Origin of the sequence: Microbacterium sp. 18062 (assembly GCF_902706225.1) — a bacterium.
Taxonomy (GTDB): domain Bacteria; phylum Actinomycetota; class Actinomycetes; order Actinomycetales; family Microbacteriaceae; genus Microbacterium.
This window is the reverse complement of the sequence record NZ_CACSKB010000021.1, coordinates 21,176-42,341: the sequence shown is the minus strand read 5'-3', so window position 1 is coordinate 42,341 and position 21,166 is coordinate 21,176. Positions and strand designations below refer to the sequence as shown.

Annotated in this window: 18 protein-coding genes; 13 read left to right on the top strand and 5 right to left on the bottom strand. The window is 70.3% G+C overall.

Going from position 1 to position 21,166, the window contains the following annotated elements:
* A complete protein-coding gene (locus GVL03_RS09690; RefSeq protein ID WP_159500786.1) occupies window positions 1-1,461 on the bottom strand; it encodes a leucyl aminopeptidase in 1,461 nt (486 codons plus the stop codon).
* A 64-nt stretch (window positions 1,462-1,525) separates the two neighbouring features.
* Here GVL03_RS09690 and GVL03_RS09685 point away from each other — a divergent pair, with 64 nt between their 5' ends.
* The 6 genes from GVL03_RS09685 to GVL03_RS09660 all read left to right on the top strand — a co-directional run bounded on the left by GVL03_RS09685 (window position 1,526) and on the right by GVL03_RS09660 (window position 7,822).
* The gene (locus tag GVL03_RS09685; protein ID WP_159500785.1) at window positions 1,526-2,455 is read left to right on the top strand and encodes a proteasome assembly chaperone family protein; all 930 of its coding nucleotides are present in this window, start codon (window positions 1,526-1,528) and stop codon (window positions 2,453-2,455) included.
* A 260-nt stretch (window positions 2,456-2,715) separates the two neighbouring features.
* Window positions 2,716-4,050 carry an RNA polymerase sigma factor gene (locus GVL03_RS09680; RefSeq protein ID WP_159500784.1) on the top strand — a complete coding sequence of 445 codons (1,335 nt, stop codon included), beginning with the start codon at window positions 2,716-2,718 and terminating at the stop codon, window positions 4,048-4,050.
* A 7-nt stretch (window positions 4,051-4,057) separates the two neighbouring features.
* A complete protein-coding gene (locus GVL03_RS09675) occupies window positions 4,058-5,353 on the top strand; it encodes a MurT ligase domain-containing protein (RefSeq protein WP_235038105.1) in 1,296 nt (431 codons plus the stop codon).
* Complete coding sequence (locus tag GVL03_RS09670; RefSeq protein ID WP_159500783.1) at window positions 5,350-6,105, top strand: glutamine amidotransferase; 756 nt, start codon at window positions 5,350-5,352, stop codon at window positions 6,103-6,105. The genes GVL03_RS09675 and GVL03_RS09670 overlap by 4 nt, the downstream gene beginning before the upstream one ends.
* A 41-nt stretch (window positions 6,106-6,146) precedes the next feature.
* Window positions 6,147-6,791 carry an alanine racemase gene (locus tag GVL03_RS22315; protein ID WP_235038104.1) on the top strand — a complete coding sequence of 215 codons (645 nt, stop codon included), beginning with the start codon at window positions 6,147-6,149 and terminating at the stop codon, window positions 6,789-6,791.
* Entirely contained in the window at window positions 6,788-7,822 is a 1,035-nt protein-coding gene (locus GVL03_RS09660; protein WP_159500782.1) for an alanine racemase, read from the top strand. Before GVL03_RS22315 ends, GVL03_RS09660 begins: the two co-directional genes overlap by 4 nt.
* Before the next feature lie 178 nt (window positions 7,823-8,000).
* Here GVL03_RS09660 and GVL03_RS09655 read toward each other — a convergent pair whose 3' ends face one another.
* Window positions 8,001-8,225 carry a hypothetical protein gene (locus tag GVL03_RS09655; protein ID WP_200847128.1) on the bottom strand — a complete coding sequence of 75 codons (225 nt, stop codon included), beginning with the start codon at window positions 8,223-8,225 and terminating at the stop codon, window positions 8,001-8,003.
* Between the two features lie 166 nt (window positions 8,226-8,391).
* Here GVL03_RS09655 and GVL03_RS09650 point away from each other — a divergent pair, with 166 nt between their 5' ends.
* The gene (locus GVL03_RS09650) at window positions 8,392-10,470 is read left to right on the top strand and encodes a type IIA DNA topoisomerase subunit B (RefSeq protein WP_373683837.1); all 2,079 of its coding nucleotides are present in this window, start codon (window positions 8,392-8,394) and stop codon (window positions 10,468-10,470) included.
* Between the two features lie 81 nt (window positions 10,471-10,551).
* On the opposite strand, the gene GVL03_RS09645 is transcribed toward GVL03_RS09650, so the two are convergent.
* A complete protein-coding gene (locus GVL03_RS09645) occupies window positions 10,552-13,011 on the bottom strand; it encodes a DNA topoisomerase (ATP-hydrolyzing) subunit A (protein ID WP_159500781.1) in 2,460 nt (819 codons plus the stop codon).
* Between the two features lie 57 nt (window positions 13,012-13,068).
* Here GVL03_RS09645 and GVL03_RS09640 point away from each other — a divergent pair, with 57 nt between their 5' ends.
* Window positions 13,069-14,184, top strand: a complete 1,116-nt coding sequence (locus GVL03_RS09640; protein WP_159500780.1) for an alkaline phosphatase family protein — start codon at window positions 13,069-13,071, stop codon at window positions 14,182-14,184.
* 137 nt (window positions 14,185-14,321) lie between these two features.
* Here GVL03_RS09640 and sepH read toward each other — a convergent pair whose 3' ends face one another.
* The gene (sepH, locus tag GVL03_RS09635) at window positions 14,322-15,335 is read right to left on the bottom strand and encodes a septation protein SepH (RefSeq protein ID WP_159500779.1); all 1,014 of its coding nucleotides are present in this window, start codon (window positions 15,333-15,335) and stop codon (window positions 14,322-14,324) included.
* A 214-nt stretch (window positions 15,336-15,549) separates the two neighbouring features.
* Here sepH and GVL03_RS09630 point away from each other — a divergent pair, with 214 nt between their 5' ends.
* Window positions 15,550-15,843: a DUF4193 domain-containing protein gene (locus GVL03_RS09630; protein ID WP_159500778.1), complete on the top strand. Its 294-nt coding sequence runs from the start codon at window positions 15,550-15,552 to the stop codon at window positions 15,841-15,843.
* On the opposite strand, the gene GVL03_RS09625 is transcribed toward GVL03_RS09630, so the two are convergent.
* Window positions 15,818-16,303, bottom strand: coding sequence for a DUF3093 domain-containing protein (locus GVL03_RS09625; protein WP_235038103.1), 486 nt, complete (start codon window positions 16,301-16,303; stop codon window positions 15,818-15,820). The two genes, GVL03_RS09630 and GVL03_RS09625, sit on opposite strands and share 26 nt — an antisense overlap.
* Before the next feature lie 21 nt (window positions 16,304-16,324).
* On the opposite strand from GVL03_RS09625, the gene dut reads away from it, so the two are divergent.
* From dut to GVL03_RS09605, 4 genes are all read left to right on the top strand, one after another.
* Window positions 16,325-16,777, top strand: a complete 453-nt coding sequence (dut, locus tag GVL03_RS09620) for a dUTP diphosphatase (protein WP_200847126.1) — start codon at window positions 16,325-16,327, stop codon at window positions 16,775-16,777.
* Complete coding sequence (locus tag GVL03_RS09615; RefSeq protein ID WP_159500776.1) at window positions 16,774-17,373, top strand: DUF3710 domain-containing protein; 600 nt, start codon at window positions 16,774-16,776, stop codon at window positions 17,371-17,373. Before dut ends, GVL03_RS09615 begins: the two co-directional genes overlap by 4 nt.
* 38 nt (window positions 17,374-17,411) lie before the next feature.
* Window positions 17,412-18,131, top strand: a complete 720-nt coding sequence (locus GVL03_RS09610) for a DUF3159 domain-containing protein (protein ID WP_159500810.1) — start codon at window positions 17,412-17,414, stop codon at window positions 18,129-18,131.
* Window positions 18,132-18,269: 138 nt separating this feature from the next.
* Window positions 18,270-21,104, top strand: a complete 2,835-nt coding sequence (locus tag GVL03_RS09605; protein WP_159500775.1) for an aconitate hydratase — start codon at window positions 18,270-18,272, stop codon at window positions 21,102-21,104.
* Window positions 21,105-21,166: the final 62 nt, after the last annotated feature.

The following is a 21,166-nucleotide window of genomic DNA, read 5'->3' as shown; positions in this document are numbered from 1 at the left end:
TCACGCCTGCCCTGTGACGAGCGCGATCAGGCTTCGCACGGTGGCCGCCGTCGGGCCCTTGTCGGTGAACCCGTATCCGCCGCCCTTGTTCATGCCGACTCCGGCGATGTCGAGGTGCACCCAGGGGATGCGAGGTGCGTCCTTCTCCTCGCCGGTGCGCCCGAGGAACCGCTGCAGGAAGAGGCCGGCGAAGAGGGACCCGCCCGCCGGATCGCCGATCTTGGCGTTCACGAGGTCGGCGATGGGAGAGTCGAGGTCGTCCTCCATGTGCGTAGGCAGGGGAAGCCGCCACGCGGGCTCGCCGGCGCGCTCCGCGGCGGCGAGGTACTCGGCGACCGCGTCGTCGGAGCCCATGACGCCGGTGTGCCGGTTTCCGAGCGCCACGGTGATCGCGCCGGTGAGGGTGGCCACGTCCACGATGAGATCCGGGTTCTCGCGGCTCGCGGCGACGAGGCCGTCCGCGAGGACGAGCCGGCCCTCGGCGTCCGTGTTCAGGACTTCGACCGTGGTGCCGTCGAGCATCCGGAGCACGTCGCCCGGGCGGGTGGCTCGTCCGGAGGGCATGTTGTCGGCGATGCACAGCCACGCCGTGACGTGCACGGGCGCCGCGAGCTCGGCCGAGGCCGCGAGCACCGCGAGGGCCGTGGCGGCGCCGCACATGTCGTACTTCATCCCGACCATGGAGGCCGCCGGCTTCAGCGACAGCCCGCCGGTGTCGAACGTGATGCCCTTGCCGACCAACGCGATGTGACGGGTCGCGCCGGCGGGGGAGTAGTCGAGCCGCACGAGCCGCGGCGGGCGGTCCGAGCCCTGGCCTACTCCGAGGATCCCCCCGAAACCCTCGGCGCGCAGTTCCTCCTCGTCGAGCACGCGCACCTCGACCGGCAGGTGGGCGACGGTCTGCGCGGCCCGCCGGGCGAAGTCCTCGGGTCCGAACCATTCGGCGGGGATCGAGACGAGATCCTTCACGAGCGCGGCGGCGTCGGCGGCGACGGTCGCGGCGCGCACGTCCTCGTCGGTGCCGTCCGCGTGGATCACCACACGCGCCGCGCGCTTGGTCGCCCCCGCGGCCTTGTAGCCCTCGAAGCGATAGCCGCCGAGCCCGGCGCCCTCGGCGATCGCCCGGAACCCGCTCGACACGCCGGGAACGGCGACCGCGACGGTGTCGAACCCCACGAGGGAGCGGATGCCGGCGCCCACGGCGAACCGCAGCGCCGTCGCATCCGGTGCGCTTCCGGTGCCGACGACGGCGAGCGGGCGGTCGTCGTGGCCGGGCAGGAGCACACGCTGGTAGGTGCCGGGCGCGCCGGTGAAGCCGACGGCCCTGAGCGCCGTGCGCGCCGCGGGCCAGTCCTCCGTGTCGTACAGCGGGTCGTCGAGCGGCGGCAGGGCGAGCAGGACCGCGTCTGCGGAGGTGTCGTCGAGGGGAGCCGGGCTGAAGAGGAGATCCGGATGCGGCATGCCTCCATCCTATGGAGGCGGCCGCGCGGGAGCCGTTCGTCCCCGCTGCTCGTAGCATGGGGGTATGTCCTGGAATCCGTCGCTGTTCGCGAACACAGCCGACGCGCCGTCCGTCCCGCGCGGACTGCCGCTCGTCGTGATGCTCACCGGCTTCACCGACGCCGGTGCCGCTGTGGCCCAGGCCATCACCTATCTGCGCGAGGAGCTCTCGCCCGAGACCCTGCGCCGGTACGAGAACGACGTCCTGCTGGACTACCGCGCGCGTCGGCCGACGATCGCGTTCGATCAGGATCACCTCGCCGACTACCAGCCGCCCCGGCTCGAGCTCGCACTGGCGCACGACGCGATCGGCCAGCCGTTCCTGCTGCTCACCGGCTACGAGCCCGATTTCGCCTGGGAGGCCTTCGCCGCCTCGGTCGTCGACGCGGCCACCGCGTTCGGTGTGTCGACCGTGACCTGGGTGCACGCGATCGGCATGCCCGTGCCGCATACGCGCCCGCTCGGAGCGACGGTCTCGGGCACGCGCGCCGAGCTCGCGGAGGCCCATTCGGTCTGGAAGCCGCACACGCAGGTGCCCGCGACCGCGGGGCATCTCCTGGAGTACCGGTTCGCCGCCGCCGGGGCCGCGGTCGCCGGATTCGTCCTGCTCGTTCCGCACTACCTCGGCGACACCGAGTACCCCGCGTCGGCCATCGCGGCGCTCGACAGCGTGACGGCCGCAACGGGACTCGTCTTCGCCGTGGACGAGCTGCGCGCCGACAACGAGGAGTTCCTGGGAAAGGTCGCGCAGCAGATCTCGGAGAGCGACGAGCTGACGACGATGCTGCAGGGCCTCGAAGAGCGGTACGACGCCTACATGGCAGGGGCCACGCAGGCGTCGCCCCTGCTCCATGAGGCGGACCTGCCGAGCGCCGACGAGATCGCCGCCGAGCTCGAGCGGTTCCTGGCCAGCGGCCCGCACGACGACGATCCGCGCGGTCCTTCGTTCGGCTGAGGCGAAGGTCCCGGCCGCGGAGATCCCGCGTCCGTCCTGCCGGATCGGCGAGCCGAGGCCGCTGCTCCACGGAATACCAACGCCCGGCCGGGCGTTGGATCCAGGACCGGGTGTTGCGTCGAACGGGCGCTCGGGGTATGCGACAATAGAGGACCGACCCGTTGTCAATCGGGGGACGTCTCGGCGTCCTCAGGACTTGACAAGGGTCTTACTAGTGTCCGAGAACGACCGTGGAGACGATCCTCGGTGAAAGGCGAACCGTGACTCCAGGCACGAAGACCGACACCCGCTCGCGGACTGCAGCCTCCACGGCGGACGCCACCGACGACGTGGCTGCCGAAGACACTGCCGTGGCCACGAAGGCTCCGACCAAGAAGGCGCCCGCGAAGAAGGCGCCCGCGAAGAAGGCTCCGGCGAAGAAGTCCGCGAAGAAGGGCGACGACGAAGAGGAGTTCGACGACGACGTCGAGATCGGCGACGCGGTGACCGGCGATGACGAGCCCGAGGAGGCGCCGACCGCGCCCGCGGCGGCGACCAAGACCGCGGACTCCGACGACGACGGCGACGGCGACGGAGAGAGCACGAAGCTCGCGTTCACCGAGCCGCTGCCCACGGGCGCGATCGTCATCTCCTCGAACGACGAGGACGACGTCCCCGTCTACTCGACCCAGATCACCGGCGCGACCGCGGACCCGGTCAAGGACTACCTGAAGCAGATCGGAAAGGTCCCGCTCCTCAACGCGGCCGAAGAGGTCGAGCTCGCCATGCGCATCGAGGCGGGCCTGTTCGCAGAGGAGAAGCTGTCGGCGATGTCCGCGGCCGAGAAGTCCAAGCAGCTCGGTCTCGACCTGCAGTGGGTGGCGCGCGACGGACAGCGCGCGAAGAGCCATCTGCTCGGCGCGAACCTTCGCCTCGTGGTGTCGCTCGCCAAGCGCTACACGGGTCGTGGAATGCAGTTCCTCGACCTCATCCAGGAGGGCAACCTCGGCCTCATCCGTGCGGTCGAGAAGTTCGACTACACCAAGGGCTTCAAATTCTCGACGTACGCGACGTGGTGGATCCGGCAGGCGATCACGCGCGCCATGGCCGATCAGGCGCGCACCATCCGCATCCCGGTGCACATGGTCGAGGTCATCAACAAGCTCGCCCGGGTGCAGCGGCAGATGCTGCAGGACCTCGGTCGTGAGCCCACGCCCGAGGAGCTCAGCCGCGAGCTCGACATGACCCCCGAGAAGGTCATCGAGGTGCAGAAGTACGGTCGTGAGCCGATTTCGTTGCACACCCCGCTCGGCGAGGACGGCGACAGCGAGTTCGGCGACCTGATCGAGGACACCGAGGCGGTCGTCCCCGCCGACGCCGTGGGCTTCACGATGCTGCAGCGGCAGCTGGAGTCCCTGCTCGACTCGCTCAGCGAGCGCGAAGCGGGCGTCATCCGGATGCGGTTCGGCCTGGGCGACGGTCAGCCGAAGACCCTCGACCAGATCGGCGACACGTTCGGCGTCACCCGTGAGCGGATCCGCCAGATCGAGTCGAAGACCATGGCAAAGCTTCGCCACCCGAGCCGTTCGCAGTCGCTGCGCGACTACCTGGAGTGATCCGGGCGTGACGGGAAGCAGCATCCGTTATGTCCCGGCGGTGCTCGCCGGAAAGCTGGCGCGGTTCGCGACCCGGTTGCGCGGGGGAGGCTCGGCCTTCCCCGGGCACCTCGCGAACCGGATGGCGCCGACGCTGCTGAGCACCCTGGGCGGTCAGTTCCCCTACGGGGTCGTGTTCGTGCTCGGCTCGAACGGCAAGACGACGACGACGCACATGGTGAGCGAGATCCTGCGTGCGCACGGTCTGCGCGTGTTCACGAATCCCACCGGGGCGAATCTGCCGCAGGGCGTGACGAGCGCGCTGCTGGCCGACGCCACCCTCACCGGCAGGGTGCGGGCGGATGTCGCCGTGCTCGAGGTCGACGAGGGGTTCGCGGCCGAGCTCGCCGACATCCTCTCGCCGCGCGTGATCGTGGCGCTCAACGTGCAGGTGGACCAGCTCTACCGGTTCTATGAGACCGAGCGTGTCGCCGACATGATGCTCGACGCGTCCCGTCGAGCGGACGTCCGCGTGGTGATCAACCGGGACGACCCCTACCTCAGCAAGATCGACGAGACCGCGCTTCGTGCCCCGGTGTCGTTCTTCGGCGCGTCGGCGGACGTCGTGGGCGCCTCCGCCCACGGTCTCGTCAACGCCGCCGACACCCGCAGCGGCGACGCCGGGGCGAGGCCCCGCTCCGCCGAGAGCGAGGTCGTGTCCGTCGACGGCCGCGCGGTGGAGATCTCGCTCGAGGGGCGGGCATTCCCCATCACGCTGCCGGCGCGGGGGCTGCACTACGCGGTCGACGCCGCGGCGGCGGTGAGCGTCGCTCGGCACGTGCTCAGCGATCGGTTCCGCACGGATGCCGCGGCCGAGGGCTTCTCCCGCATGGCGCCGGCCTACGGTCGGGGCGAGCTCGTCCCGCTCCGCCGCGAGGGCGACGAGCAGGTCGAGTTCGTGATGTTCAAGAACGGGCCGAGCCTGCAGCTGAACGTGGATGCGCTCGACGGTCCTCCCGAGCGCGTTCTGATGGCGATCGACGAGGGCACTCCGGACGTGTCGTGGCTGTACGACGTCGATCTCGCCGGCCTCGACCACGTCGATGTCGTCGCGGGGGAGAAGGCCCATCAGATCGCCACGCGGCTGGCCTACGCGGGGATCCCCATCGGGGCGGTCGAACCGGACATGGAGAAGGCGGTCGCGCTGATGCGGGGCTTCGCCCCGACCCGCACCGGCCGTCAGATCTGGTTCGTCAACTACGAGCTCATGATGATCGGCCGCCGTATCCTCGGGCACGGCGATCAGGAGGTGGCGCGCCGATGACGGCTCTCAGCATCGTCCAGCTGTACCCCGACCTCCTCGGGGTGACGGGCGACCGCGGCAATGTCGAGGTGCTCGCCGCCCGCGCGTCGCTCGCCGGGCACCCGGCCGAGGTCGCGCTCGTCGGGATCGGCGACGCGGACCCGGCGTCGACCGACATCGTCGTGATCGGGAACGGCCCGCTCTCGGCGCTCCGCACCGTGCAGCAGGATCTCGCCGCTCGCCGCGACTGGCTGGCCGAGCACCTGGCGGGCGGCGGTGTCGTGCTCGCCGTCGGCGGCGGCGCGGAGCTTCTGAGCGCGGGGGTCGACCTGCTCGACGGCACGAGCGTGCCGGGGCTCGGGCTCGTGTCGGCGCGCGTCGCCCGCACCCGTCAGCGCCGCGTCGGCTACGTCGTGGCGGACACCCCCGACGGACGTCTCGTCGGGTTCGAGGACCATGCGTCCGTGTGGACGCCCGAGCCGGGCGCTGATCCGGCGAGCCGATACGGTTCGGTCGTCGCAGGCAACGGCAGCATCGTCGACGGCTACGAGACCTTCCGGGTCGACGGCCTTTACGCGACGAACGTGCAGGGCCCGGTGCTGCCGCTGAACCCGCAGCTGGCCGATGCGCTGCTCTCGCGGGCGTTCGCGCGTCACGGCGTCGAGTACGCGGCGGGCCCGGAGCACGACCGCGTCGACGCCCACGCTCGCGCCGCGCGTGCCGAGATCGAGCGGCTTGCCACGAGCAAGCGCTTCACCGCGATCCAGCTCTGACCCCGACCGCCGTGCCTGCCGACTCCGCTCCACGAGCCCGGGTGTCCCTCCCGTCGATCGTCGCGAACGTCCTCTCCGCAGGACGACACGGCGATGTCGTCGACCTGCGTCGCGACGCGCGGGGACACGGACTCGAACAGGTCGCCGAGGCGCTGCTGGAGGGGACCGACAGCGATCTCCTGGTGGACGCGACCGACCTTGAACGATGGGGCGGGCGGTCCTCGCGGCTGTGGACGGCGGGACGGGCGACCCTCGAGCCGGCAGCTGCCTTCGGCCTCGGTCCGTCGGGGCGCCCGGCGATGACCCTCGTCGGCACGGTGCTCGGCGTCAAGGGTCTGCGTGCGGGCGAAGGGGTGTCGTACGGCTACACCCACCGCGCTGCGTCGGACACCCGCATCGCGCTCGTCACCGGCGGATACGCCCAGGGGATCCCACGCATCGTCGGCAACCGCGTGTCGGTCGCGATCGAGGGACGCCGCCTCCCGATCATCGGACGCGTGGCGATGGACGTCTGTGTGGTCGACCTCGAGGACTCGGACGTCCGTCGCGGCGCGGAGGTCGTATACTTCGGCGATCCGGCTGCGGGTGCCCCGTCCCTCTCCGATTGGACGGCGGCCAGCGGTCTCGGCGCGGCGGAGCTCGTCACGGGGGTCGGCCTGCGAGTCGCCCGGGAGTACGACGTATGAGCGCGACGCTGCGGATCGATCTGACCGCGTTCGAGGAGAACCTCCGGGCGGTGCGGGACCGGGTGGCTCCCGCCGAGACGATGCTCGTGGTGAAGGACGACGCGTACGGCCACGGCCTCGCGCCGATCGTGTCGCGCGCGTGGCTCTCCGGCGTCCGCTGGTTCGGCGCGTTCGACGTCGAGACCGGCGTGCAGGTGCGGCGAGAGCTCGGCCGGGACGCACGGGTGTTCTCATGGATGGTGTTCGGTGCCGCCCAGACGACCGCGGCGGTGTCCGCCGATCTCGACATCGGCGTCGGCGACGCCGCGACCCTCGAGGAGGTGGCCGCCGCGGCGCAACGCGCCGGTGCCGTCGCACGCGTGCATCTGAAGGTCGACACGGGCCTTCACCGCAACGGGGTGCGGCCGGAGGACTGGGCGGTCTTCGTGGATCGGGCCGTCGAGCTCGCGGCCCGGCGGGCCATCGACGTCGTCGGTGTCTGGAGTCACATCGCCGAGGCCTCGGACGACGAGGACGACGCGGCCCGCGCCCGTTACGAGGTCGCCGTCGCGCAGCTGCGGGCCCGGGGCGTGGCCGAGCCGCTCCGACACCTCTCTGCGAGTGCGGCCGCGTTCGCGCGGCCGCAGTTCCGCTACGACATCGTCAGGATCGGAGCCTTCTGCTACGGCATCCGTCCGGCGGGGGGTCCGGACGAGCAGCAGCTCGGGCTCGCCCCCGTCGCAACCCTCGAGGCCGATGTGATCGCCCTGGAGAACGGCGCGACACGCCTCGGAGTCGGTTCGTGCGACGGCCTGCCGTCGACTCTGGCTGGCCGCGTGCACGTGCGGACTCCCGGCGGCGATCGCCGGCTGCTGGGCATCGAGGACACCGAGGCGCTGGTCGAGTCCTGGCCGGATGCCGCCATCGGGCAGCGGGTGCAGATCTTCGGCGGCGGGGCGCCGTCACAGACCGACCTGGCCGAGAAGATCGACTCGATCGGCGAAGAGATCGCCGTCCGGATCTCGCCCCTCGTGGCTCGCTGCCACCGCTGAGCCAGCGACGCCCGGTCGATGAACGGTTGAGGAGGCGGAAGCCGCTCCCGGAGGTGTCAGCCCTTCCGCGCCCCTGCACGCACTCCAGGGGGGTGGCGAAAGTCTGGTTCATCCGTCGCTTCCGGTCGCCGAGACCGGCGGGACGCGACAGGCGAGCCGGGCACCGCGCCCCTTCGCATCAGTTCGCGTCGATGAGGCGCGCGGTCTCGTCATGCCACGAGGTGGCGACGGTGCGCAGCTTCTCCTCGTACTTGCGACCGTGGTGCGCGCAGAAGAGCAACTCGCTCCCGTTGACCTCGGCGGCGATGTACGCCTGTGCGCCGCACGAGTCGCAACGATCGGCGGCGGTGAGGCGGTACTCGAGGACGGCGGTCTGATCGGTGGGCGTCGACATGGTGTTCATCGTGGACCTCCTCGGTGCGTCGCGCGGGTGCGGGTCATGACATACAACCACGGGGCACTGTGGACGATGCCCGCATGCCGGGGTGTTTCGCTCAGCGCGTACGCCGATGCCGGGCTGCCGTGTCTGTGCAGGGCCGGATCGGGTGCCGCGATTAGGCTCAAGGATTGTGACCGCCGAGTATTCCGCACATCATCTCCAGGTCCTCGAGGGACTCGAGGCGGTCCGCAAGCGCCCCGGCATGTACATCGGCTCGACCGACTCGCGCGGCCTCATGCACTGCCTCTGGGAGATCATCGACAACTCGGTCGACGAGGCGCTCGGCGGCTTCGGATCGCGGATCGACATCGTGCTCCACGACGACGGAAGCGTCGAGGTGCGCGATCGCGCGCGCGGCATCCCCGTCGACGTCGAGCCCCGCACCGGTCTGTCCGGCGTCGAGGTCGTCTTCACCAAGCTGCACGCCGGCGGGAAGTTCGGCGGTGGCTCGTACGCGGCCTCGGGCGGCCTGCACGGCGTCGGCGCATCGGTGGTCAACGCTCTCTCCGAACGGCTCGACGTCGAGGTCGACCGTGGCGGCAAGACCTGGGCGATGTCCTTCCGTCACGGCGAGCCGGGCGTCTTCGCCGACAAGGGTGAGCCGCGGCCGGACTCCGACTTCACCCCGTTTCGTGACAAGAGCGTGTTGCGCGTGGTCGGCAAGGCCGCCAAAGGCGTGACCGGCACCCGCATCCGGTACTGGGCCGATTCGCAGATCTTCACCAAGGACGCCGCGTTCCACGCCGAGGAGCTCGAGCAGCGTGCGCGGCAGACCGCGTTCCTCGTGCCCGGCCTGGAGATCGTCATCCGCGATCAGCGCGAGACCGAGCCCCGGGAGTCGGTGTACCGTTTCGACGGCGGCATCTCCGAGTTCGCCGAGTTCCTCGCCGCAGACAGCGGTGTCACCGATACCTGGCGGCTGACCGGCACCGGCACCTTCGCCGAGACCGTGCCCGTCCTGCAGCCGGGCGGTGCGATGGTGCCGACCGAGGTGCAGCGCGAGTGCGTCGTCGATGTGGCGCTGCGCTGGGGCATCGGATACGACACGACCGTGCGCTCGTTCGTGAACATCATCGCGACGCCGAAGGGCGGCACGCACCAGGCGGGCTTCGAGCAGGGCCTCATGAAGGTGCTGCGCAGCCAGGTCGAGCAGAACGCCCGCCGGCTGAAGGTCGGCAACGACAAGATCGAGAAGGACGACATCCTCGCGGGACTCACCGCGGTGCTCACCGTGCGTCTGCCCGAGCCGCAGTTCGAGGGGCAGACGAAGGAGGTGCTCGGCACCCCCGCGGTACGCCAGATCGTCACCTCCGTCGTCACGAAGGAGCTCACCGCCCGATTCGCCTCGTCCCGTCGCGATGACAAGGCGCAGACCGCGCAGCTGCTGGACAAGATCGTCTCGGAGATGAAGGCGCGCATCTCGGCGCGCACGCACAAGGAGACGCAACGACGCAAGAACGCGCTGGAGTCCTCCTCGCTGCCCGCGAAGCTCGTCGACTGCCGTTCGAACGACGTCTCGGACTCCGAGCTGTTCATCGTAGAGGGCGACTCCGCGCTCGGCACGGCCAAGCTCGCCCGCAACAGCGAGTATCAGGCGCTCCTGCCGATCCGGGGGAAGATCCTGAACGTGCAGAAGGCGTCCGTCAGCGACATGCTCTCGAACGCGGAGTGCGCCTCGATCATCCAGGTGATCGGCGCGGGCTCCGGACGATCGTTCGAGCTCGACGTGGCTCGGTACGGCAAGGTGATCCTGATGAGCGACGCCGACGTCGACGGCGCGCACATCCGCACGCTCCTGCTCACGCTGTTCTTCCGCTATATGCGGCCGCTGATCGAGGCGGGCCGGGTATTCGCCGCCGTCCCGCCGCTGCATCGCGTCGTCGTGATCAACCCGGGCTCCAAGCCGAACGAGACGATCTACACATACAGCGAGCCGGAGCTGCACCAGCTGCTGGCGCGCCTGACCAAGTCCGGCAAGCGCTGGCAGGAGCCTGTGCAGCGGTACAAGGGACTCGGCGAGATGGACGCCGACCAGCTCGCCGTCACCACGATGGACCGAGCGGGCCGTACGCTCCGCCGGGTGCAGGTGACGGATGCGGAGGCGGCCTCGACCGTGTTCGAGCTGCTCATGGGCAACGAGGTCGCTCCGCGACGCGAGTTCATCGTGACCTCGAGCGACCGGCTCGCGCGCGACCGCATCGACGCCTGACGCGGTCCGACCTCACGAGCCCCTCTGCCCGCACATCGATCCGCCATTCCGTCCGCGAACCGGCGCCGCGACGCGCGACGGTCAGGCGACGGCGGTGCCCAGAGCGCCGATGACGGCGTCGAGAGGCTGACCCGAGGCGTCCCGCTTCGCGCCGGCCTCGGGCAGCGCGCGGACCGCTCCGTCGGTCCCCACGGCGCGGGGGACCGCGCCGACCCACGCGAGGGTGAGCAGGTCCTCCCCGCGTAGGAACCGCTGCGCCCGCACCCCGCCGGTCGCCCGGCCCTTGGGCGGGAACTCCTCGAACAGCGAGACCTTCGCGGATCCGGCGTCGGCTCCGACGAGCGCCTGCGACGCGCCGGCGATCGTCACCACGACCACGTCCGGGGCATTCGCCGGGACGACGTCGAACGCGATGACCTGAGCCGTGCCGGCGAGGCGGATGCCGGCCATGCCGCCCGCGGAACGTCCCTGGGGTCGCACGCTCGCGGCCTCGAAGCGCAGCAGCTGCGCGTCGGAGCTCACGAAGACCAGCTCTGCGCCGTCGGCGGCGGGCGCGGCGCCGACCACCCGGTCGCCGGGTTTGAGCGCGATGATCTCGACATCGTGCTTGGCGGCGAGCTCCGTCGCCGCGACACGTTTGACGACCCCCTGCGCGGTGCCGAGGGCGATCACCGGCTCGGCGACGATCGGCACCACCGCGACGACGTGCTCGGTGCCGGAGAGCCCGAGGTACTGATCCGCGCGCGTGCCCGCGGCCAGCTGCACCGCGTTCGCCGGCACCGACGGCAGGTCGACGGGGGAGAAGCGGATGAGGCGCCCGCCGCTCGTGACCGCGCCGACGTCGCCGCGCACGGTCGTGTCGGCCCAGGAGCGGACGGCGTCGTGCTTGGCCCGCCGCGCGGGCGCGGTGATGCCGCCGCCCGGGGCATCGGCCACGAGCTCGGCGCGCACCATCCGTCCGGTCGCGGAGAGGAAGATGCGGCACGGCACGTCGGCCAGCTGCAGGTCGGCCGCCGCGGCGCGCGACGACGAGCGTGCCGTGACCGGGCCGCCGTTGAGCAGGAGCGTGCGGCGGGGGGTGCCATAGGTCTCAGCGGCCGCGTCGAGCTCGCGCGCGACCTGCGCACGCAGCAGCACGTCGGAGCCGAGCAGCTCGCGGAGGGCGGCGATCTCGCCCGCCAGGGTCTCCTTCTCGGCCTCGAGTTCGATGCGGGAGAACTTGGTGAGCCGGCGCAGACGCAGCTCGAGGATGTACTCCGACTGCACCTGCGAGAGGTCGAAGACCTCGATCAGACGGGTGCGCGCCTGCTCGGCGTCCTCGGACGACCGGATGACCTGGATGACCTCGTCGATGTCGAGGATCGCGATGAGCAGACCCTCGACCAGATGCAGCCGATCGAGCTTGCGGGCGAGACGGTACTCGCTGCGACGGGTGACGACGCGGAGGCGGTGATCGAGGTACACCTGCAGCAGCTCGCGCAGCCCGAGGGTCTTCGGCTGGCCGTCGACGAGGGCGACGTTGTTGATGCCGAACGAGTCCTCGAGCGGGGTGAGCCGGTAGAGCTGGTCCAGTACCGCCTGCGGGTCGAAGCCGGTCTTGATCCCGATCACGAGGCGCAGCCCGTTGCGGCGATCGGTGAGGTCGGTGACGTCGGAGATGCCGGTGAGCTTCTTCGAGCCGACGGCGTCCTTGATCTTCTCGATGATCCGCTCGGGACCCACGAGATAGGGGAGCTCCGTGACCACGAGCCCGGACTTGCGCGGACCGAGCTGTTCGATGCTCACCTTGGCCCGGGTGCGGAACGAGCCCCGTCCCGCGGTGTATGCGTCCTTTATCCCGTCGAGTCCGACGATGATGCCGCCCGAGGGCAGATCGGGCCCGGGCACGAACTCCATCAGCTGCTCGAGCGTCGACTCCGGGTTCTCGAGCAGATGCACCGCCGCCGCGACCACTTCGATGAGGTTGTGCGGGGCCATGTTCGTCGCCATGCCCACCGCGATGCCTGCGGCGCCGTTGACGAGCAGGTTGGGGTACGCGGCGGGCAGCACCTCTGGCTGCTGGAACTGACCGTCGTAGTTGGGGATGAAGTCGACGACGTCCTCGTCGAGGTTCTCGGTGAGCGCGAGGGCAGCGGGCGCGAGACGCGCCTCGGTGTAGCGCGGGGCCGCGGGCCCGTCGTCGAGGGACCCGAAGTTGCCGTGGCCGTCGACGAGCGGGACACGCAGCGAGAAGGGCTGTGCGAGCCGCACCAGGGCGTCGTAGATCGGGGCGTCGCCGTGGGGGTGCAGTTTTCCCATGACCTCGCCCACGACGCGCGCGCTCTTCACATGACCGCGGTCGGGACGCAAGCCCATGTCGGCCATCTGGTACAGGATGCGGCGCTGTACAGGCTTCAGTCCGTCGCGGGCGTCGGGGAGCGCGCGGGAGTAGATGACGGAGTAGGCGTACTCCAGGAACGAGCCCTGCATCTCGGTGGACACATCGATGTCCTCGATACGCCCCTGGTCGGCGGGCATGGACTCGGAGCGGGTGGGGGGCATGACGTTCAGACCTCGGGTAGCGAAAGGGTCGTGCGCGGGTATGCGAGACTGACCCCGATGACCCTCAGCCTACCGGCGGACCCCTCGCACGCCCTGCGCCTCACCGGCGTTGTCCCGGAGTTGATCGCCGCCGTGGAGGGCCGGTCGGAGCGGTTGCCCGCGGTGCGGAGCGCCGTCCTGTTCGTCGTCGACGGGCTCGGTGCCCGGTCCCTCGCGACACACACCGGGCACGCCCGGTTCCTCGCGTCGCACAGCACGAAGAAGGCCGTCGCGACGACTGTGTTCCCGAGCACCACCGCGGCCGCCCTCACGAGCCTGCTCACGGGCGCGGACGTGGGCGCTCACGGCATCGTCGGGTATCGCGCGCGGGTGCCCGCCACGGGCGCAGTCCTCAACCAGCTGACCGACTGGGGGCCGCGGGCGCTCGACCCGTCGACCTGGCAGCGGGCTCCTTCGCTGCTGGACGGCCCGTCCCGCTTCGTCGTCTCGAAGCCCGAGTACGCGTCGAGCGGGTTCACCGTGGCCACGATGCGAGACGCGGTCTTCCACGGCGAGCGCGAGCTCGAGGCCCGCATCGAGCTCGCGGCGCATCTCGCGCGCACGAACGACGGCGCGATCGTCTACCTCTATGCGCCCGAGCTGGACTCAGCCGGTCACAAGCACGGCATCGCGTCCGACGCGTGGCTCACGACGCTGGAGGCGATCGACGCCGCGACGCGTCGCCTGCACGCCGCCGTCGGTCGCGACGTGGGCGTTCTGCTGACCGCCGACCACGGGATGGTGGACGTCGAGCGCCACCGCCACGTGATCCTCGATGAGGGCGATGCGCGTCTGGACGGGGTGGCGGCGATCGGCGGCGAGCCGAGGATGCTGCACCTCTACGCGGAGCCGGGTGCTGCGTCGGCCGTCCGCGCCGCGTGGAGCGGCGAGCAGGAACAGGCCTGGATCATGAGTCGGGGCGAGGCGATCGGCGCAGGCCTGTTCGGGGCACTCGTCGACCCGGGGATCCGGGATCGGATCGGAGACGTGCTCGTCGCCGCCCGAGCGCAGATCGCCTACTACGACGGCAGGCTCGTCGACACGTCGGCGCAGAACATGGTCGGCCAGCACGGATCGCTCACCCCCGAGGAGAGGATCGTGCCGCTCCTGCGTCTGGGCTGCTTCGCGGTCTGACCGGCGGCCGTGAGGCACCGGCTCCGTGGTGCTCTTTCGCTTCAGCTTCTCCGCGCCCCTGCGGGGCGCTCTGTGGGGTGGGGAAAGTCCAGGCAATGCGCCTGTTCAACCAGAACCGGGGCGGGGAGACTTTCGGGTCAGTTCTCGTCGGTGCGGGCGCCGAAAACGATCTCGTCCCACGAGGGCATCGACGTCCGGCCCTTTCGACGTTGCGCATCCGCGTTCGACGGCTCCGCTCGCTCCGAAGGATCGTCGGGCGCCGAATCCTCGTAACCGGGCTCCAGGGCGTCGAACAACGCCACCGGCGCAGACGGCCGTGCCGGCTCAGGGCTCTCGGCGGTCGGAGCCGATGTGCGCTGGCCGCGGCGGCGGCGCAACGCCTCGAGCAGGTCGGCGGTCTCGGCGGAGGTCACCGGGGCGTCCGGGGCGCGCTTGATCGCGGCGTCCTGCACGGCAGGGCTCGACGCCGACGGCGGGGCCGAGGGGCTCTCCGTCTCGTGGCGCGGGCCGAACGCGCCGCTGTCGAAGCGGGACTCGTCCTTGATCCCGGGCGAGTCGAGGGCGCGCAGCCGCGGGATGAGGCCCTCGGGGAGGGAACCCTGGCGGGAGAGCTGCGTCGCGTCGTCGTTGAGCGGGGAGAGCGAGCTGCGCCGGGGGTCGAAGCCCCAGCGTGCATCGCGCTCCACATCGCCGGCGACGAAGGAGAGCTTCACGATCCAGCCGGAGGCCTCCTTCCAGCTGGTCCAGCGTTCGGCTGTCGCGCCGACCTCGGCGAGCTTCGACCGGACCGCGTCCCCGAACGTCGTGGGCGCATCGTCGCCGAGGTCGGAGCCGAGGAGCACCGGGACCGACAGGGCCTGGCCGACGATGAACTCACGCTCGGCGAGCACGGGCGGCTCGAAGCGGAGGACGTCCTCCAGCGTCGCGCCGAGGACCTCGGCGACCTCGCGCGCGGAGAGTCCTGCCCGGATCTGCGCCTGGATCTCGCGGGGACTCGGGCGCGGTCCGCGCGAGGGCTCCTCGCGCTCCTTGCGAGCACGCCGGAGCTCGGCGCGCAGCACGTCGTCGACCACGAGGGAGTACCGCTGGCCGGATTCGGACGCGACGACGAGCACGCCGTCCTCGGTGCCGATCACTCTGAGCTGTTCCATAGGTCACACGCCTCCCGTCTGCCGTGTGCGCCCATGGTGTCACAGGGGATGGCCGAGGTCGGGAATATCCCTCGCGTGGCGCGAGTTTCCCCCGCAGACGATGGCACAGCGGCGCGTCCCGCCCTGCATTTGCCAAATGGGCGGGCGTCATGCAAACTATGGCCGCCCGCCGCCACCGGCGGACGCTCCACCCCTGACTAAGAGACACGGAAGAATGGCTACGGATTACGACGCCCCCCGCAAGACCGAGGACGACAGCGAGTCCATCGAGGCGCTCAAGGAGCGCGTGCCGGACAAGATGTCCGGATCGGTCGATGTCGAGGACGCGGACAACCCGTCCGGCTTCGAACTGCCCGGTGCAGACCTCTCCGACATCGATCTCGATGTCGTCGTGCTGCCCGCCCAGGAAGACGAGTTCACCTGCGTCAGCTGTTTCCTCGTGAAGCATCGCTCGCAGGTCGACCACGAGGAGCCCGCCGGGTTCATCTGCGTGGAGTGCTCGGCCTAGCCCGCGCTCGACGCAGCGCGGCGGCAAGACGATCCGGTGTCCGACTGGAGATGATCCAGTTCGGCGCCGGATCTTCTGCATCCGCGATCGGTACGACGAGCACGCCGTCGATGCCTCCGCGCACCACGGTCCAAGAGCGCGGATCCAGATCTCTGCCGCGCGCGTTCCGTGCGTCCTCGCTGACCAGCGCCACCGGATCGCCGAGCAGGCCGACGTCGATGTGGGCGCGCCCGGCGTACAGGACGCCGTCCTCGACCCGTATCCGCGGTGAGGCGGCGACGAGCCCCGCGATGATCAGCACCGCCGCGACCGCGCCGGCCGCGAGGGCGACCGTCGTGTCGACCGGGGTCAGGACGAGTGCCACCATCGGTGCACACAGCGCTGACGCGACGAGCACCCGTAGGGACGGGCTGAGGCGCTCGCGGTACACGAAGGCGTCGGAACGGGCGTCTGGGCTCATGATCTGCATTACCCTCGTTGGGTGACCGAAAGCGTGGATGTCCCCATTATCGCGTCGGTCGTCCCGGCCTATGCGCACCCCGGCGATGCGGGAGCGGACCTGGTGGCCGCCGAGGCGGTACGGATCGAGGCCGGCGCACGCGCCCTGATCGCGACCGGTGTGCGCATCGCCCTCCCCGACGAGCACGTGGCGTTCGTGGTTCCGCGCAGCGGCCTGGCGGCCAAGCACGGCATCACGGTGCTGAACGCGCCGGGCACGGTGGACGCCGGATACCGCGGCGAGATCAAGGTCACCCTGCTGAACACGGACCGCGATGCGGCGTACGACGTGGCCGTCGGCGACCGGATCGCCCAGCTCATCGTCATGCACGTCCCCCCGGTGCGTTTCGTTCCCGTCGACGAGTTGCCTGCCAGCGTGCGCGGCGACGGCGGGTTCGGATCGACCGGCTACGACACCCAGAGGAGTCCCCGATGAGCGACGCGTCGCTGGAACCGCTCGACAAGTCCGCTCCCGACGACCGCGCCGAGGCGGGTCCGTTCGACGAGTCGGAGGTGAACCCGGTCCGTCCCTACATCGATCTGGGCGCGATCAAGGTGCTGCCGCGGGAGGGCCTCAACCTCAGGCTGGAGGTCGAGGAGCAGAGCAAACGCATCGTCGCGGTCGGGCTCGACTACGCCGACTCGACCCTGCAGGTGCAGCCGTTCGCGGCGCCGCGTTCGACGGGCCTGTGGGAGGAGACGCGCGAGCAGATCCGTCAGCAGGTCCGTCAGCAGGGCGGACGGGTCGAGGAGCGCGAAGGCCCTCTCGGTCCCGAGCTGCTCGCGGAGGTCCCGGTCGTCGTCGGCGGCGACACGGGGTCGGCCGCGAAACGGCTCGCCCGGTTCGTCGGCGTCGACGGGCCGCGGTGGTTCCTGCGCGGGGTCATCGGGGGCGCCGCGACCGGCGATGTCAAGGCTGCGGCGCAGATCGAGGACCTCTTCCGCTCGCTCGTGGTCGTCCGTGGATCCTCGCCGATGCCGCCGCGCGATCTCATCCCGCTGAAGATGCCGGCCACGCCGGGCAGCGCGTGAGCGAGGAGAAGCCGCGGCGCGAGCCGCGCCCCTCGGAGATGATCGGAGAGGCGCTGGGGTCGGCGGCCCGTCGCGCGGGACTCGATCCGGCGGACGAGGCGTCGACCGGGCATGTCGTCTGGCGTGCGATGGGCGGATGGCGGGGCATCGTCGAGTCGGTCCTGCCGAGCCTCCTCTTCGTCGTGGTGTTCACCGTCACGGCGCAGCTGATCCCCTCGCTCGCCGCATCCGTGGGCGTGGCCGTCGTGTTCACGATCGTGCGTTTCGGGCAGAAGTCCCCGCCCGCTGCGGCCATCGGCGGACTCGCCGCGGCCGTGATCGCCGCGGCGCTCGCGCTCATCACCGGCAACCCCTCGGACAACTTCGTGCCGGGATTGCTCACCAACCTCGTCTACGGACTGGGGATGCTGATCTCCGCGCTCGTCGGCTGGCCGCTCATCGGACTCGCCGCCGGCTACCTCATGGGCGAGGGCGTCGCCTGGCGCGCCGACCGCCGCAAGCGCCGCACCTTCTTCTGGCTGACCATCGCGTGGGCGGGCCTGTTCGCCGCGCGCCTGGCGGTGCAGTTCCCGATCTACCTGAGCTCGCTCGACCCGGCGAACCGCGAGAGCGCGGTGGCGCTGCTCGGCACCCTCAAGATCGCGATGGGACTGCCGCTGTTCGCCCCTCTCGTGGCCGTGACGTGGCTCACGGCGCGTGCCCTGTATCCGCGCCGTGCCACGGACGACCGGCGGGGCCGTGCCGGGGCGGCCGAGTGATATATTTATCTTGACATCAAGATAAATGTGCGGGCTCCCGGTAAGGCATGCCTTGCTAGCTCCCCGCCGCGGACGCGGGGAGGATGGGGTCAGCGAGCCCCGCGACGACGCCCGTCCACGCCGACGAAGGAGACACACGTGTCCACGGTTGACAGCTTCGGTGCCAAGAGCACCCTGACGGTCGGCAGCACCGACTACGAGATCTTTCGGATCGACACCGTCGCCGGTCACGAGAAGCTCCCGTTCAGCCTGAAGGTCCTCCTCGAGAACCTGCTGCGCACCGAGGACGGTGCCAACGTCACGAAGGAGCAGATCCAGGCCCTCGGCTCGTGGGACCCGAACGCGGACCCCGACACCGAGATCCAGTTCACCCCGGCGCGTGTGGTCATGCAGGACTTCACCGGCGTGCCCTGCATCGTCGACCTCGCGACCATGCGCGAGGCGGTGACCGCCCTGGGCGGAGACGCCAACAAGATCAACCCGCTGTCGCCGGCCGAGATGGTCATCGACCACTCGGTGATCGCCGACCTCTTCGGCTCCGAGAACGCCCTCGAGCGCAACGTCGAGATCGAGTACGAGCGCAACGGCGAGCGGTATCAGTTCCTGCGGTGGGGCCAGGGCGCGTTCCAGGACTTCAAGGTCGTGCCCCCGGGCACCGGCATCGTCCACCAGGTCAACATCGAGCACCTCGCCAAGGTCGTGTACGACCGCGAGGTCGGCGGCGTGCTGCGCGCCTACCCCGACACCTGTGTCGGCACCGACTCTCACACGACCATGGTCAACGGCCTCGGCGTGCTGGGCTGGGGCGTCGGCGGCATCGAAGCCGAGGCGGCCATGCTCGGTCAGCCGGTGTCGATGCTCATCCCTCGCGTGGTCGGCTTCAAGCTCACGGGCGAGATCCCCCCGGGCGTCACCGCGACCGACGTCGTGCTGACGATCACCGACATGCTGCGCAAGCACGGCGTCGTCGGCAAGTTCGTCGAGTTCTACGGCGAGGGCGTCGCGTCGGTGCCGCTCGCCAACCGCGCGACCATCGGCAACATGAGCCCCGAGTTCGGATCGACGGCCGCCATGTTCCCCGTCGACGACGTCACGCTCGAGTACCTGCGCCTGACCGGCCGCAGCGAGCAGACGGTCGCGCTCGTCGAGGCATACGCCAAGACGCAGTCGCTCTGGCACGATGCGTCCCGCGAGATCGCGTTCAGCGAATACATGGAGCTGGACCTCGCGACCGTCGTCCCCTCGATCGCCGGCCCGAAGCGCCCTCAGGACCGCATCCTGCTGTCCGAGGCGAAGTCGCAGTTCGAGAAGGACATCCTGAACTATGCGACGGCCGAGACGTCCGACTCGATCGTCGACCTCGAGGGGGAGGGATCGTTCCCGGCCTCCGACCCGGGCCCCGTTCCGGGCGAGGAGAACGCCGACACCGGCGAGATCCTGATCTCGTCCGGTGGTCCTGCCGCCGCATCGCGGCCCGTCAAGGTCACGACCCCCGAGGGATCGTCGTACATCCTCGACAACGGCGCGGTGACCCTCGCGGCGATCACGTCCTGCACCAACACGTCGAACCCTTCGGTGATGCTCGCCGCGGGACTGCTGGCGCGCAACGCCGTCGACAAGGGGCTCAAGCGCAAGCCGTGGGTCAAGACGACGCTCGGCCCGGGCTCGAAGGTCGTCACCGACTACTACGAGAAGTCCGGTCTCGACAAGGCGCTCGAGGGCCTCGACTTCTACACGGTCGGATACGGCTGCACGATCTGCATCGGCAACTCCGGTCCGCTCATCGAGGAGGTCTCCGCGGCGATCAACGACAACGATCTCGCCGTCACCGCCGTCCTGTCGGGGAACCGCAACTTCGAGGGTCGCATCAGCCCCGACGTGAAGATGAACTACCTCGCGTCGCCGCCGCTGGTGGTCGCCTACGCCCTCGCCGGTTCGATGAACTTCGACTTCGAGACGGACGCGCTCGGCAAGGACCAGAACGGCGACGACGTCTTCCTCAAGGACATCTGGCCCTCCCCGGAGGAGGTGCAGGAGGTCATCGACTCGTCGATCTCTCGTGAGCAGTTCATCAAGCAGTACGCCACCGTCTTCGAGGGCGACGACCGCTGGAAGAACCTGCCGACCCCGACCGGTCCCATCTTCGAATGGGACACCGACTCGACGTACGTCCGGAAGGCGCCGTACTTCGAGGGCATGACGATGGAGCTGACCCCCGTCTCCGACATCTCGGGCGCACGGGTGCTCGCGACGCTCGGCGACTCGGTCACGACCGACCACATCAGCCCCGCCGGAAATATCAAGCCCGGCACGCCCGCGGCGCAGTATCTCGCCGAGCACGGCGTCGACCGCAAGGACTTCAACTCCTACGGCTCGCGTCGCGGCAACCATGAGGTCATGATCCGCGGCACGTTCGCCAACATCCGTCTGAAGAACCTGCTCGTGAGCGCCGTCAACGACGGTGCGGTGGTCGAGGGCGGCTACACGCGCGACTTCACCCTGGAGGGCGGCCCGCAGTCGTACATCTACGACGCGAGCCGGAACTACCAGGATGCGGGCACGCCGCTCGTGATCTTCGGCGGCAAGGAGTACGGTTCCGGCTCGTCGCGCGACTGGGCGGCGAAGGGCACGAGCCTGCTCGGGGTCAAGGCCGTCATCACCGAGAGCTTCGAGCGCATCCACCGGTCGAACCTCATCGGCATGGGCGTCGTTCCGCTCCAGTTCCCCACGGGTGAGAGCTGGGAGTCCCTCGGGCTCGACGGGACCGAGATCGTCTCGATCTCGGGGCTCGAGAAGCTCAACGAGGGTGTCACGCCGAAGACCGTCCGCGTCACCGCCGCCCCGAGCGAGTTCTCGGCGGCCGGCAAGGAGACCGTGGAGTTCGACGCGATCGTGCGTATCGACACCCCCGGCGAGGCGGACTACTACCGCAACGGCGGCATCCTGCAGTACGTGCTGCGCTCGCTCGTCTGAGCCCGACCACGACGGCCCCGGCGTTCCGCGTCGGGGCCGTCGTCGTCCCGATCGGGTTCCGC

What these genes read in the sequence shown, in the direction of transcription:
- GVL03_RS09690 (WP_159500786.1), bottom strand. Translation starts at nt 1,461, where the DNA reads ATGCCGCATCCGGATCTCCTCTTCAGCCCGGCTCCCCTCGACGACACC.
- GVL03_RS09685 (WP_159500785.1), top strand. Translation starts at nt 1,526, where the DNA reads ATGTCCTGGAATCCGTCGCTGTTCGCGAACACAGCCGACGCGCCGTCC.
- GVL03_RS09670 (WP_159500783.1), top strand. Translation starts at nt 5,350, where the DNA reads ATGACGGCTCTCAGCATCGTCCAGCTGTACCCCGACCTCCTCGGGGTG.
- GVL03_RS09660 (WP_159500782.1), top strand. Translation starts at nt 6,788, where the DNA reads ATGAGCGCGACGCTGCGGATCGATCTGACCGCGTTCGAGGAGAACCTC.
- GVL03_RS09655 (WP_200847128.1), bottom strand. Translation starts at nt 8,225, where the DNA reads ATGAACACCATGTCGACGCCCACCGATCAGACCGCCGTCCTCGAGTAC.
- GVL03_RS09645 (WP_159500781.1), bottom strand. Translation starts at nt 13,011, where the DNA reads ATGCCCCCCACCCGCTCCGAGTCCATGCCCGCCGACCAGGGGCGTATC.
- GVL03_RS09640 (WP_159500780.1), top strand. Translation starts at nt 13,069, where the DNA reads ATGACCCTCAGCCTACCGGCGGACCCCTCGCACGCCCTGCGCCTCACC.
- sepH (WP_159500779.1), bottom strand. Translation starts at nt 15,335, where the DNA reads ATGGAACAGCTCAGAGTGATCGGCACCGAGGACGGCGTGCTCGTCGTC.
- GVL03_RS09630 (WP_159500778.1), top strand. Translation starts at nt 15,550, where the DNA reads ATGGCTACGGATTACGACGCCCCCCGCAAGACCGAGGACGACAGCGAG.
- GVL03_RS09625 (WP_235038103.1), bottom strand. Translation starts at nt 16,303, where the DNA reads ATGAGCCCAGACGCCCGTTCCGACGCCTTCGTGTACCGCGAGCGCCTC.
- GVL03_RS09615 (WP_159500776.1), top strand. Translation starts at nt 16,774, where the DNA reads ATGAGCGACGCGTCGCTGGAACCGCTCGACAAGTCCGCTCCCGACGAC.
- GVL03_RS09610 (WP_159500810.1), top strand. Translation starts at nt 17,412, where the DNA reads ATGATCGGAGAGGCGCTGGGGTCGGCGGCCCGTCGCGCGGGACTCGAT.